Origin of the sequence: Citrobacter amalonaticus (assembly GCF_018323885.1) — a bacterium.
Classification (GTDB): domain Bacteria; phylum Pseudomonadota; class Gammaproteobacteria; order Enterobacterales; family Enterobacteriaceae; genus Citrobacter_A; species Citrobacter_A amalonaticus.
The window spans coordinates 2,009,232-2,022,638 of the sequence record NZ_AP024585.1 but is presented as its reverse complement, the minus strand read 5'-3'; the positions used below and the strand labels follow the sequence as shown (position 1 = coordinate 2,022,638).

General features: G+C 49.0%; 11 protein-coding genes. 9 read left to right on the top strand and 2 right to left on the bottom strand.

Features of this window, described 5'->3' with window-relative positions:
• Positions 1–272: 272 nt before the first annotated feature.
• Positions 273–1,523, bottom strand: a complete 1,251-nt coding sequence (gene icd, locus KI228_RS09425; protein WP_043000943.1) for an NADP-dependent isocitrate dehydrogenase — start codon at positions 1,521–1,523, stop codon at positions 273–275.
• A 171-nt stretch (positions 1,524–1,694) separates the two neighbouring features.
• Here icd and rluE point away from each other — a divergent pair, with 171 nt between their 5' ends.
• Genes rluE through purB form a run of 5 tightly spaced genes read left to right on the top strand, consistent with a single transcriptional unit; the run spans position 1,695 to position 6,038 of the window.
• The gene (rluE, locus tag KI228_RS09420) at positions 1,695–2,360 is read left to right on the top strand and encodes a 23S rRNA pseudouridine(2457) synthase RluE (RefSeq protein ID WP_061070223.1); all 666 of its coding nucleotides are present in this window, start codon (positions 1,695–1,697) and stop codon (positions 2,358–2,360) included.
• Positions 2,361–2,363: 3 nt separating this feature from the next.
• Positions 2,364–2,825 carry an NUDIX hydrolase gene (locus KI228_RS09415; RefSeq protein WP_044265517.1) on the top strand — a complete coding sequence of 154 codons (462 nt, stop codon included), beginning with the start codon at positions 2,364–2,366 and terminating at the stop codon, positions 2,823–2,825.
• A gap of 54 nt (positions 2,826–2,879) precedes the next feature.
• The gene (mnmA, locus tag KI228_RS09410) at positions 2,880–3,986 is read left to right on the top strand and encodes a tRNA 2-thiouridine(34) synthase MnmA (RefSeq protein WP_044254911.1); all 1,107 of its coding nucleotides are present in this window, start codon (positions 2,880–2,882) and stop codon (positions 3,984–3,986) included.
• Positions 3,987–4,022: 36 nt separating this feature from the next.
• On the top strand, positions 4,023–4,664 hold the full coding sequence (gene hflD, locus KI228_RS09405) for a high frequency lysogenization protein HflD (protein WP_042320078.1): 642 nt from the start codon (positions 4,023–4,025) through the stop codon (positions 4,662–4,664).
• 3 nt (positions 4,665–4,667) lie between these two features.
• Complete coding sequence (purB, locus tag KI228_RS09400; protein ID WP_044327682.1) at positions 4,668–6,038, top strand: adenylosuccinate lyase; 1,371 nt, start codon at positions 4,668–4,670, stop codon at positions 6,036–6,038.
• 307 nt (positions 6,039–6,345) lie between these two features.
• Here purB and KI228_RS09395 read toward each other — a convergent pair whose 3' ends face one another.
• A complete protein-coding gene (locus KI228_RS09395) occupies positions 6,346–7,656 on the bottom strand; it encodes an AppA family phytase/histidine-type acid phosphatase (protein ID WP_061070224.1) in 1,311 nt (436 codons plus the stop codon).
• Between the two features lie 609 nt (positions 7,657–8,265).
• Here KI228_RS09395 and iraM point away from each other — a divergent pair.
• The 4 genes from iraM (at position 8,266) to phoQ (ending at position 13,334) form a co-directional block, all read left to right on the top strand.
• Positions 8,266–8,595 (top strand): anti-adapter protein IraM, encoded by a 330-nt coding sequence (gene iraM / locus KI228_RS09390; RefSeq protein ID WP_061070225.1) that lies wholly within the window; start codon positions 8,266–8,268, stop codon positions 8,593–8,595.
• Between the two features lie 584 nt (positions 8,596–9,179).
• On the top strand, positions 9,180–10,139 hold the full coding sequence (locus KI228_RS09385; protein WP_061070226.1) for a lipid A deacylase LpxR family protein: 960 nt from the start codon (positions 9,180–9,182) through the stop codon (positions 10,137–10,139).
• A gap of 1,060 nt (positions 10,140–11,199) precedes the next feature.
• Complete coding sequence (phoP, locus tag KI228_RS09380; protein WP_043000951.1) at positions 11,200–11,871, top strand: two-component system response regulator PhoP; 672 nt, start codon at positions 11,200–11,202, stop codon at positions 11,869–11,871.
• A complete protein-coding gene (phoQ, locus tag KI228_RS09375; RefSeq protein ID WP_043000952.1) occupies positions 11,871–13,334 on the top strand; it encodes a two-component system sensor histidine kinase PhoQ in 1,464 nt (487 codons plus the stop codon). The genes phoP and phoQ overlap by 1 nt, the downstream gene beginning before the upstream one ends.
• The last annotated feature ends 73 nt before the right edge of the window (positions 13,335–13,407 follow it).

Genomic DNA, 13,407 nt, shown 5'->3' with positions numbered 1-13,407 from the left:
ATGAAACGCTCAACTTGTGTTAGCTGAACAAACATTAAGACGTCCGCACCTGGCACAGAACGGACCTAACTATTAACGAGCATCCACCACCAAAACTGAGAAATGCCTAATGGGAACCGGGCAGTGGAGCTGTCATCTGATCGACCAGCCTCCCCCAAACTACCAGGGGGTTTTGATAACTAGTTTTGATAAAATTTTGATAACCGTTAGCAGACTAATAAAAAACAACGAGAGCGTTACGCTCCCGTTAATAGATTTAACAATTTCCGCTATTACATATTCGCGATGATCGCGTCACCAAACTCTGAACATTTCAGCAGTTTAGCGCCTTCCATCAGACGTTCGAAGTCATAGGTCACGGTCTTCGCGGCGATCGCGCCTTCCATACCTTTAACAATCAGGTCTGCGGCTTCGAACCACTGCATGTGGCGCAGCATCATCTCAGCGGACAGGATGATAGAGCCCGGGTTCACTTTGTCCTGGCCGGCATATTTCGGCGCCGTACCGTGCGTTGCTTCAAACAGCGCACACTCGTCACCGATGTTAGCGCCAGGGGCGATACCAATACCGCCTACCTGTGCTGCCAGGGCGTCAGAAATGTAGTCACCGTTCAGGTTCATACAGGCAATCACATCGTATTCCGCCGGGCGCAGCAGGATCTGTTGCAGGAACGCATCAGCGATCACATCTTTGACCACGATCTCTTTGCCGGTATTTGGATTCTTGATTTTCATCCACGGGCCGCCATCGATCAGTTCAGCGCCGAATTCGTCACGCGCTAACTGGTAACCCCAGTCTTTGAACGCGCCTTCGGTGAACTTCATGATGTTGCCTTTATGCACCAGGGTCAGAGAGTCACGGTCGTTAGTGATTGCATATTCGATCGCCGCGCGAACCAGACGCTTGGTCCCTTCTTCGGAGCATGGTTTGATACCGATACCGCAGTGTTCAGGGAAGCGAATTTTCTTCACGCCCATCTCTTCACGCAGGAATTTGATCACTTTTTCCGCATCTGCAGAATCCGCTTTCCACTCAATACCGGCGTAAATGTCTTCTGAGTTTTCACGGAAGATAACCATGTCGGTCAGTTCCGGATGTTTAACCGGGCTTGGAGTGCCCTGATAGTAACGAACAGGACGCAGGCAGACGTACAGGTCAAGTTCCTGACGCAGCGCAACGTTCAGAGAGCGAATACCGCCACCGACTGGGGTAGTCAGCGGGCCTTTAATCGCCACGCGGTAGTCACGAATCAGATCCAGGGTTTCAGCTGGCAGCCAGACGTCCTGGCCGTATACCTGGGTAGATTTCTCACCGGTGTAAATTTCCATCCAGGAGATTTTACGCTCGCCTTTATAGGCTTTCTCGACAGCGGCATCGACCACTTTCAGCATGGCAGGGGTTACGTCAACACCGATACCGTCGCCTTCGATAAACGGGATAATCGGATTCTCAGGAACGTTGAGTTTGCCGTTTTGCAGGGTGATCTTCTTACCTTCCGCCGGAACAACTACTTTGCTTTCCATTCACCTCTCCTTCGAGCGCTTCTGGTTTGCTCGTCTGTCATCGCGCTGCATGTGCCTTTGCGTCCTGCTGCACGACTGCGTTAGAGCAATTTTTTGTTAATGTTTTGTAATGAGCATGTCAATACTACCCTAATGTTCGCTGCCATGAAAGACACTCGTTATTAGGCTATAATGCGGCAATTGATAAGATCTGAAAATACCATGCAAAAAACTTCTTTTAGAAATCACCGGGTTGAGCGATTCAGCCAACGACAAGTCACTAAGCCCCGGAAAGAAAACCAGCCAAAACGCGTGGTTTTGTTCAATAAACCTTACGATGTTTTGCCACAATTTACCGACGAGGCCGGACGCCGCACGTTAAAAGATTTTATTCCTGTGCAGGGCGTATATGCCGCAGGTCGTCTCGACAGAGACAGCGAAGGGTTGCTGGTGCTCACCAATGACGGCGCATTGCAGGCGCGTCTGACACAACCCGGCAAGCGCACCGGGAAAATTTACTATGTACAGGTGGAAGGCGAACCGACAGTGGAAGCGCTGGAAGCGTTGCGCAATGGCGTGACGCTGAACGATGGTCCTACCCTGCCCGCAGGAGTTGAGATCGTCGAGGAACCTGAGTGGCTGTGGCCGCGCAATCCGCCGATTCGCGAACGTAAAAGCATCCCCACCGCCTGGCTGAAAGTGACCTTATATGAAGGGCGTAACCGCCAGGTGCGGAGAATGACCGCGCACGTTGGCTTCCCCACACTGCGCCTGATCCGCTATGCGATGGGTGATTACACCCTGGGAAACCTGAGCAACGGTGAATGGCGCGATGTCACTGATCAAAAGAAAGGATAAATCATGTTCAAACCGCACGTCACGGTCGCCTGCATCGTCCATGCAGAGGATAAGTTTTTAATCGTTGAAGAGACCATCAACGGTAAAGCGCTGTGGAACCAGCCCGCCGGACATCTGGAAGCCGACGAAACGTTAGTCCAGGCCGCCACGCGTGAACTGTGGGAAGAGACCGGCATCCAGGCGCAGCCTCAGCACTTCATTCGCATGCATCAGTGGATTGCGCCGGACAATACGCCGTTTTTGCGTTTCCTGTTTTCGATTGAACTTGCCAATATGTGCGACACCGAACCCCATGACAGCGATATCGACTGCTGCCGGTGGGTGAGCGCCGACACCATCCTTACCGCCCCAAACCTGCGTTCTCCGCTGGTTGCCGAAAGTGTTCGTTGCTATCAAAACGGCGTGCGTTACCCACTGGAGACGATCGGCGCATTTAACTGGCCGTTTACAGAGGGTGTCAACTAAAAGGGGTGCGTGATAGAATACGCCGCCTTGAAGTTCAATGTCGTGAGTATTCCAATGTCAGAAAGCCCAAAAAAAGTGATCGTCGGCATGTCCGGCGGTGTCGATTCCTCCGTTTCCGCCTGGCTGTTGCAACAACAGGGTTATCAGGTAGAAGGCCTGTTCATGAAGAACTGGGAAGAGGACGACGGTGAGGAATATTGCACAGCGGCCGCCGATCTGGCTGACGCTCAGGCCGTTTGCGACAAGCTCGGCATTGAACTGCATACCGTAAACTTTGCCGCAGAATACTGGGATAACGTCTTTGAGCTCTTCCTTGAAGAGTACAAAGCTGGCCGTACGCCGAATCCGGATATTCTGTGCAATAAAGAGATCAAATTTAAAGCCTTCCTGGAGTTCGCTGCAGAAGATCTGGGCGCTGATTATATCGCTACCGGGCATTATGTCCGCCGGGCAGATGTCGACGGCAAAAGTCGCCTGCTTCGCGGCTTAGATAGCAATAAAGATCAGAGCTACTTCCTCTACACGCTGGGCCATGAGCAGATCGCACAAAGTCTGTTCCCGGTCGGCGAACTGGAAAAACCGCAGGTGCGCAAAATTGCCGAAGACCTGGGACTGGTTACCGCGAAGAAAAAAGATTCTACCGGCATTTGCTTTATCGGCGAACGTAAGTTCCGCGAATTTCTGGGCCGTTATCTGCCAGCACAGCCGGGTAAAATCATTACCGTGGACGGCGAAGAGATTGGTCAGCATCAGGGGCTGATGTACCACACGCTAGGTCAGCGTAAAGGTCTTGGCATCGGTGGCACCAAAGAAGGCACGGAAGATCCGTGGTATGTGGTGGATAAAGACGTTGAGAACAACATTCTGGTGGTCGCTCAGGGTCATGAGCATCCGCGTCTGATGTCCGTCGGCCTGATTGCGCAGCAACTACACTGGGTTGATCGCCTGCCGTTCACCGGCACAATGCGTTGCACAGTGAAAACCCGCTACCGCCAGACTGATATTCCGTGCACCGTCAAAGCGCTGGACGCCGAACGCGTAGAAGTGATGTTTGACGAGCCGGTTGCCGCCGTCACGCCGGGCCAGTCAGCGGTCTTCTATAACGGCGAAGTGTGCCTCGGCGGCGGTATTATCGAGCAGCGACTGCCCCTGCCGGTATAATTATTCTTAACAGACTGATACAAGGAAGCAGTGACCGTGGCAAAGAATTATTATGACATCACCCTCGCACTGGCTGGGATCTGCCAGTCTGCACGCCTGGTGCAACAACTGGCGCACCAGGGACATTGTGATGCCGATGCGCTCCACGTCTCACTGAACAGCGTTATCGATATGAACCCCAGCTCAACGCTGGGCGTGTTCGGCGGCAGCGAGGCGAATCTGCGTCTCGGCCTGGAAACCCTGCTCGGCGTACTGAATGCCAGCAGCCGTCAGGGGCTGAACGCGGAATTGACCCGCTACACGCTAAGTCTGATGGTACTCGAGCGTAAACTCACCGCCGCCAAAGGTGCTCTGGATACACTGGGCGAGCGGATCAACGGCCTGCAACGCCAGCTCGATCACTTTGATCTGCAATCCGAAACGCTGATGAGCGCGATGGCCGGAATTTATGTCGATGTCATCAGCCCGCTCGGTCCGCGCATTCAGGTGACCGGTTCCCCTGCTGTATTGCAGAGCCCGCAGGTACAGGCCAAGGTTCGCGCCTCGCTTCTGGCCGGCATTCGCGCTGCCGTGCTCTGGCACCAGGTTGGCGGTGGACGTCTGCAGCTCATGTTTTCTCGTAATCGCCTGACCACTCAGGCAAAACAAATTCTTGCTCATTTAACCCCGGAGTTGTGATCTATGGAATTATCCTCACTGACCGCCGTTTCCCCTGTCGATGGACGCTACGGCGATAAAGTCAGCGCGCTGCGCGGGATTTTCAGCGAATACGGTTTGCTGAAATACCGCGTACAGGTTGAAGTACGCTGGCTGCAAAAACTGGCCGCGCACGCAGCGATCAAGGAAGTTCCTGCTTTTGCTGCCGACGCAATCGGTTTCCTCGACGCTATCGTCGCGAACTTCAATGAAGAAGATGCCGCGCGTATTAAAACTATCGAGCGCACCACCAACCACGACGTCAAGGCGGTTGAGTATTTCCTGAAAGAAAAAGTGGCGAATGTGCCGGAACTGCATGCAGTATCCGAATTCATTCACTTTGCGTGCACCTCGGAAGACATCAATAACCTGTCTCACGCGCTGATGCTGAAAACCGCCCGCGATGAAGTGGTGCTGCCTTACTGGCGTCAACTGATCGACGCGGTCAAAGATCTGTCCGTACAGTATCGCGACATTCCCCTGCTCTCCCGTACCCACGGCCAACCGGCTACGCCGTCAACGCTGGGTAAAGAGATGGCCAACGTCGCTTATCGTATGGAGCGTCAGTTCCGCCAGCTTAATCAGGTGGAAATTCTCGGTAAAATCAACGGTGCCGTCGGCAACTATAACGCCCACATCGCCGCTTACCCGGAAGTAGACTGGCATCAGTTCAGCGAAGAGTTCGTCACCTCGCTGGGTATCCAGTGGAACCCGTACACCACACAGATCGAGCCGCACGACTACATTGCCGAACTGTTTGACTGCATCGCCCGCTTTAACACCATTTTGATCGATTTCGATCGTGACGTCTGGGGCTACATCGCGCTGAACCACTTCAAACAGAAAACCATTGCCGGTGAGATTGGTTCTTCCACCATGCCGCACAAAGTGAACCCAATCGACTTCGAAAACTCCGAGGGCAACCTGGGTCTGTCTAATGCGGTATTGCAACATCTGGCGAGCAAACTGCCGGTTTCCCGCTGGCAGCGCGATCTGACGGACTCCACCGTTCTGCGTAACCTGGGTGTGGGTATCGGCTATGCGCTGATCGCCTACCAGTCCACGTTGAAAGGGGTAAGCAAGCTGGAAGTGAACCGCGACCATCTGCTGGACGAACTGGATCATAACTGGGAAGTACTGGCAGAGCCGATTCAGACCGTGATGCGTCGTTACGGTATTGAAAAGCCGTACGAAAAGCTGAAAGAGTTAACCCGTGGAAAACGTGTCGACGCGGAAGGCATGAAGCAATTCATCGACAGCCTGCCGCTGCCGGATGACGAGAAAACCCGCCTGAAAGCCATGACTCCGGCCAATTATATTGGTCGAGCCATCGCCATGGTGGATGAGCTGAAATAATCACTTGCCCGGTGACACGACGTCACCGGGCCGACTTTCGCGCATGGCTCGCGCCCCCCCCCGGCACGTCCCTTCCCCGGTTTACGAAATATTGATCCCCACAACACCATCATCAGCGTTAAACTACGCAGACAAAAAGAAAATAGCATGAAAAACAAAAACTTATAATAATATCGAAATATTAAAGAGGGATTTGCTTCCAAATCCTGCCCCAAAATGCGCACCTGAAATTCCCAAAACTTCGCTTTTAAACGTTCACCTGTTTGTCACTACCGTTCTTAATCTCCCTATTCTCTACGAATTATATTTAACGGTTTACATCAGCCATCACTGCACATTGTGGAATACGTGCTGTCTGCACAATGTCAATAAAATGCTTTAATGGACACATACCCTCAGGATTTTTATCCTGGCAAGAGGGCAACGTAAGCACAATCTTGTTTGGGAGAGACGAAGATGAAAAAGGTTTAAACTTACGCATTTGTTGAAGAGTCTGATAAACAAACGAAATTTGAATCCAGTCAGTGTTATCACTCACTCGCGTCCATCTTTCGAAAACCAGCTCCCCGCCAGGAGGTGTATTATCTGGCTGCCCAGGTAGAGACCAGTTAAGATCAAATACCCCACTGAGATTTGCAAGATTGGTATCATGACCAGCAATAAACAATAATGAGACGGGTAATTTAATTCCGTAATGATTTTCTGTTGACCCATTACTCACTAATGCTTCGCTGATCAAATCGAGTAATGGTGTTGCTCTGCTGCGGGCAACTTCGGGAGTTCTTTGCAAAAGGTCAAACTGAGCATTATGCAGACTTAATAACGCTGTCCATTCTTTCTCCCCATGAATTCGCCCCCACGCAACCTCTGGCATTCCCTGCGCCTCTTGCAATAGAAATATTTCCGTCAGCATGGAAGAAAGACTCCACGCGCCAGATAAGGAAACGGTATCCGCAGAAACCCTGAGTTCTGAAGGTAAGGTTCCTGGTAGCGTGCAACCAGACTGGCTTGCTGATCGGCATGCTGCTGACCGGGAGAAATTGAGAACCTGTTCCAGAGTACGGAATGCAGAGTCATAACGCTGAGTGTACCGTTCAATGTTTCCTTCCGCACGTGTCAGAATCGCTTCCTGAGTTTTTTGTACATTAAAAGCGCACACCCCCATTTTTACTGGATTAAAAAGAGGATCTTTTTTATCGTGATCTTTTTGATAATGAACCTTATTTTTACATCCCGGCGCAAATCCAGCCAGAAATGCCTCACCGGTTTTACGAGTGCGCTGATCGGTATCGGCAATAACTGCCACCTGTTCTGGTGACGGACATACATTACTTTCCAGAACGCCGTTATCGATTAATACTTTTTGTTGATATCGTCCCATTTCGGTGACGAGCTCACCACCCCGAGCCGTCAACCAGCCCAGGGGAACATCCCATTGCGGCCAATGGTAAGGTGTGATTTCCTGCATCAATGGGGTGAACTTTGTTGGTGCTCTTACACCGTGGCGACTTACTATCACAACTCGTTCAAGCTTCATGTCATCTGGCACTTCCGCCTGTAATGGGAAAGAACCAAACATGAATATAAACATTATTAATCGAAAAAGTAGCGTATTCATTGCCAGCCAACCTTATAGTTAATGAACCATAAATAGTTAACATAGGGATTACTGTATAATCATCTTATCACATAAACATTCATCCCACGCCACTATTCCAATGAACCTCATCGCATAAGAAAGAGAGACCACTACCAGGCCGACGCCGTTATTTTTCACTACGCGAAAGCCTTCTTCCATTAGCGCCCACGAGAGACATAACCACGACTTAACGTGATAACTGGCCTCCCAGGTACAACATGATTTGTACTAGTCATAAGAATCGACCTTCAACATACAGGCTGTATCACCATCTCTAAAGAAAAGGATAAGGCATGTCACTATGCACAATGACAAATAGGGGTATCACAGATTAAATAATTCACTCTCACCCTGAAAAAATCTATGTTTATAATTTGACCACCAATTTTATAAAGACTTATAAAAAAGAAATGCAAATATTAAAAAAGTGAAACAAAAAGATTCAACAAAAGATCGTTATAATAATAAAATCAATAACTCACGAACAAAAACACAATCAAAAAAATGATCTTTTTCAATGAGTTATCAAAAAACAACTACACTTTTCATTTATGAAAAATTGTCATTATTAATGTTAAGGTCTCTAATATGGAATGGTTAGTTGTTGACACTGTTGTCTGTTCTTCGAGTGGAATTTCATTTTCAATCCTCTGGTGTAAAATAAAGCTTATTATTTGGTATGAATCTGATGTTTTCCTTCCTCCAGGTTCCAGTGTCTCGCAAACTGACTCAGGGATTTACATTGACGGGAAATTTTTTCCATTGACAATTTATAACGTCACTCCCTTTAACAAGATCTTCTGGAAAATAATCGAGTGCAGCAATGAATGTCCTGGAAGGAAAAGCATTAAAGGAGCCCAATGTACAAGTGCTCTACACTGCAGAATAGCCATTTGTCCGTACGGATTGATAAAATAGTGTGTTCTCATATCCATGTTACACTCTATCATCACGCAAAAAAGAAACAAAATGATAATAATATGAAAAGATCAGCATAATTAGCCTATGATACATTGAATAAACCTTCGTTATTTATTACAGTGTTCTTGCGAAATTCAGATGTGTTTAATATTCTTCCCAATGGTTTACCGCATAGCAATATGCGGTTTTTTTTGCATAAAAAAGCATAACCAAAATGAACATATTCATTGCAGTAGAGTCGATGACATGCATCATATCCCGCGCTTCAGGACAGGAATAACACTCATTTATCTTTCTGCTTTACAGAAAAAAGAAAGCAATACACTACCCGTAAAAACGCACAACTCCATCAAGAACATCCCATATATGCAATAAATAAGGAAGAGTTTTTCAAAAGTGCATGACTGTTCATATCCATCCCTCCTGAAAAAACTTTTACCACACATAAGCCATATAAAGCGATAAAAAAATAACACATTAACCACATTTTATTGCAGAAAGGAAGGTGTTTATTTTATGTTAATTTATGAAAGAAGTAATACCTGGCCGATTAAAAAAGGGAAATTCTCAGGAGGCTGCTTATGAATAAGTCATTAACCCGCATTGCGTTATTCACAATGTTTTTCATGACACCTGTTGTTCAGGCTGATAGCATCGCATTATCATTGTCAAATGATGACGCAGGTATCTTTCAGTCTGCGCTTAACAAAATTTATAGTCATAAAGATGAAGCTCGCGATGATTATACACAAGGTCTCTTCCTGGGTTATAGCCATGATGTTACAGACTCAAGCCAGTTATCGTTTCATATCGCACAAGATATTTACTCACCATCAGGAGACAACAAGCGGTTACCAACAGCAATAACCGGAGACAGAGCTTTTAGTGCCTTTCTGTACACGGGTGTTGAATGGAATTCTGTAGCAAATAGCTGGTTTCGCTATCGCCTGGGGACAGACGTCGGCGTGATTGGACCAGATGCTGGCGGTCAACAAGTCCAGAATAAAGCTCATCAAATGATTAATGCTGAAAAATATCAAGCATGGGATGATCAAATCGAAAATCGCTATGGGTATACGGTTAAAGGAATGCTATCGCTGACTCCTGATGTGGATATCCTGGGAACGAATGTTGGTATTTATCCAGAAATATCCGCGGTAAGCGGAAATCTTTTTGAATATGTAGGATACGGTGCAACGCTTGCCATAGGCAATGACAAAACCCTGAACTCAGATAACGGGTATGGTCTGCTTGCGACTCGTGGGTTAATGCATACATCAAAAAATGATGGTTTAATATACAAGATATTTGCCGGGATGGAACGTCGGGAAGTTGACCGTAACTATACATTACAAGGAAAAACGCTTCAGACCCGAAATGAAACCGTCACCCTTAATCATACCGTTAATGAATATCGCATCGGAGCCACTTTAGGTTATTCTCCGGTCGCTTTCACCTTATCTTTTAATCGTGTATCACCGGAGTTTAAAACTGGAAAAGATTATTCATTTGTCAATGGTTCTGTGACCTTCCTCTTTTAATCATCCGCCAAAACATAACGATAAGTATCTGCCGGGCTGTCGCTGATAAGTGGCAGTCCGCACACTTTTATATGCTTTCCGCCCTCACCGCGACCTATAATCCCTGGAGATACAGATGAGGTTTCCCGATAAGTTTCACTCCCTCAGTTATCTGTGAGAAAGATTAAGTGACCGCGAATACTATAACCTGACCGTACATTTCCCCGGACAGTCCTGTCCATCATGCCTGTCCGTCTGCATGGCAATATAGGGTAACCCTGCAATGCCAGAATTCATCAAAAAAGGTCGCTCCCCTTCAACAGTAAATAAACAAATGGCAGTTTTATCGTAAATGCTGAAGCTTGAGAACAGAAGTCAGTTTATATTACATGCACCTTATGAGGGGGTATCGAGGCTCCAGCTCGTTAAAGCAGATCCCGATCCACTTTTACTTCATGAGTATCAGGCGCTGATCTTGGCACTTCCCCACAAACTTGCCTTCATCATTATAGTGGCAACACACACGGGGATAAGACCAGGGGAAATATGTGCGCTGGCCTGGGAGGATGTAGACCTGAAAAAGGTGAGATCCATGTATCCAGAGACCAGACGAATAAACATTTGTGTGTTCCGCCCATAACGGTTGCTGGCATAAGAACGTCGCGTTGTCTTTATCCCCGGATCGGGTTCATATACTAAAGAAGGTTTCTTTCCCAAATACTCGATTTCCTGTGGCGGGAAACGTGGTACTAAACTTTCAGGTATCAGGCAGAGAAATGCCTGTCAGTCACGGCTTACTTATGCTGGCTGGATGCAGATAGCCGTAGCGAATCCTTCATTCATTGCCCGCCAGATGGGGCAAGAAGATGCTCGCATGGTGTGTGAGGTTTATTCTACGTGGATTGGTGACATGACCCAGGACCAGGTCAGCCTGCGGAATAATCAAATGCCAACAGCATTGCTCCAGGGATTATCCCAAGGGCGGGGCCTGATAAAAAAGTCATTTAATTTCATTGTGCTGGTTTCAACTTACATAATCAGCGTTAAACTATTCATACCGTAAATAGAGTGAGAAAAGATGATGCGTGTACTGGTTGTTGAGGATAATGCGTTATTACGTCATCACCTGAAAGTTCAGCTTCAGGATGCCGGACATCAGGTTGACGACGCCGAAGATGCCAAAGAGGCCGATTATTACCTTAACGAACACTTGCCTGACATCGCTATCGTCGATTTGGGTCTTCCGGATGAAGATGGACTTTCACTGATCCGCCGCTGGCGGAGCAATGACGTTTCTCTCCCGGTTCTCGTCCTGACCGCCCGTGAAAGCTGGCAGGACAAAGTGGAAGTGCTGAGCGCAGGTGCAGATGACTACGTCACCAAGCCGTTCCATATTGAGGAAGTCGCCGCGCGGATGCAGGCGCTGATGCGCCGTAACAGCGGCCACGCTTCGCAGATTATCTCTATTCCGCCTTTTCAGGTTGATCTCTCGCGCCGCGAACTCTCGGTCAATGATGAAGTGATCAAACTGACCGCGTTTGAGTACACCATCATGGAAACGCTGATCCGCAATAATGGCAAAGTGGTCAGCAAAGACTCGCTGATGTTGCAGCTGTATCCGGACGCCGAGCTACGTGAAAGCCACACTATCGACGTGCTGATGGGCCGCCTGCGTAAAAAAATACAGGCGCAGTATCCGGATGAAGTCATTACCACTGTGCGGGGTCAGGGATATCTTTTTGAATTGCGCTGATGAATAAACTGTTGCGTCATCTTTTTCCGTTGTCACTGCGCCTGCGTTTTCTGCTGGCCACCGCAGGCGTAGTGCTGGTGCTTTCTCTGGCCTATGGCATGGTTGCGCTGGTCGGCTACAGCGTGAGTTTCGATAAGACCACGTTTCGTCTGCTGCGCGGCGAAAGTAATCTCTTTTATACGCTTGCAAAATGGGAAGGTAATAAGATCCACGTCGAACTTCCCGAGCACCTCGACATGCAGAGCCCCACGATGTCGTTGATCTATGATGAGAACGGCAAACTGCTGTGGGCCCAGCGTAACGTCCCCTGGCTGGTCAGACTGATTCAGCCCGACTGGCTGAAAAGTAATGGTTTTCATGAAATAGAAGCCGACATCAGCGCCAGCAGCTCGCTGCTCAATGACGATCACTCCGTTCAGGAACGATTGAAAGAGGTTCGGGAAGATGACGACGACGCCGAAATGACCCACTCGGTGGCGGTTAACGTCTACCCGGCTACCGCGCGCATGCCGCAACTGACGATTGTGGTGGTAGACACCATTCCGATTGAGCTTAAACGCTCGTATATGGTCTGGAGCTGGTTTATTTATGTGCTGGCTGCCAACCTGTTGCTGGTCATTCCCCTGCTCTGGGTGGCGGCCTGGTGGAGTTTGCGCCCCATTGAGGCACTGGCTCGTGAGGTGCGCGAACTGGAAGAACACCACCGCGAACAGCTTAACCCTGCAACGACGCGGGAATTGACCAGCCTGGTGCGTAACCTGAACCGCCTGTTGAAAAGCGAGCGCGAACGTTATGACAAATACCGCACCACGCTGACCGATCTCACCCACAGCCTGAAGACGCCGCTCGCCGTGCTGCAAAGTACGTTGCGTTCGATGCGTAGCGATAAGATGAGCGTCAGCGAGGCAGAACCGGTAATGCTCGAACAGATCAGCCGGATTTCACAGCAAATCGGCTACTATCTGCATCGCGCCAGTATGCGCGGCGGGGGTGTCCTACTGAGCCGCGAGCTGCATCCGGTCGCACCGCTGCTGGATAATCTCACCTCGGCGCTGAACAAAGTGTATCAGCGTAAAGGCGTGAACATTAGCCTCGATATCTCACCGGAAATCAGCTTTGTCGGCGAGCAGAACGATTTTGTCGAGGTGATGGGCAACGTGCTGGATAATGCCTGCAAGTACTGTCTCGAGTTTGTTGAGATTTCTGCCCGCCAGACCGACGATCATCTGTACATCGTGGTGGAAGATGACGGTCCAGGGATCCCACTCAGCAAGCGCGATCTGGTCTTTGACCGCGGTCAACGCGTGGATACGATGCGTCCGGGGCAAGGCGTAGGACTGGCGGTGGCGCGAGAAATTACCGAGCAATACGATGGCAAAATCGTTGCCAGCGACAGCCTGCTCGGCGGTGCACGTATGGAAGTCATTTTTGGACATCAACAACCGGGGCCGAAAGACGACTAAACCAAAATGTAATAAATATGAGCCAACTGCACGCATCTGGTTAAGCATCCGTTATAATCGGTGACAGATACCC

Bases quoted from the DNA above. Each gene is read 5' to 3' on its own strand.
- mnmA (WP_044254911.1), top strand. From the start codon at position 2,880: ATGTCAGAAAGCCCAAAAAAAGTGATCGTCGGCATGTCCGGCGGTGTC.
- purB (WP_044327682.1), top strand. From the start codon at position 4,668: ATGGAATTATCCTCACTGACCGCCGTTTCCCCTGTCGATGGACGCTAC.
- phoQ (WP_043000952.1), top strand. From the start codon at position 11,871: ATGAATAAACTGTTGCGTCATCTTTTTCCGTTGTCACTGCGCCTGCGT.
- rluE (WP_061070223.1), top strand. From the start codon at position 1,695: ATGCGGCAATTGATAAGATCTGAAAATACCATGCAAAAAACTTCTTTT.
- phoP (WP_043000951.1), top strand. From the start codon at position 11,200: ATGCGTGTACTGGTTGTTGAGGATAATGCGTTATTACGTCATCACCTG.
- icd (WP_043000943.1), bottom strand. From the start codon at position 1,523: ATGGAAAGCAAAGTAGTTGTTCCGGCGGAAGGTAAGAAGATCACCCTG.
- KI228_RS09385 (WP_061070226.1), top strand. From the start codon at position 9,180: ATGAATAAGTCATTAACCCGCATTGCGTTATTCACAATGTTTTTCATG.
- iraM (WP_061070225.1), top strand. From the start codon at position 8,266: ATGGAATGGTTAGTTGTTGACACTGTTGTCTGTTCTTCGAGTGGAATT.
- KI228_RS09415 (WP_044265517.1), top strand. From the start codon at position 2,364: ATGTTCAAACCGCACGTCACGGTCGCCTGCATCGTCCATGCAGAGGAT.
- KI228_RS09395 (WP_061070224.1), bottom strand. From the start codon at position 7,656: ATGAATACGCTACTTTTTCGATTAATAATGTTTATATTCATGTTTGGT.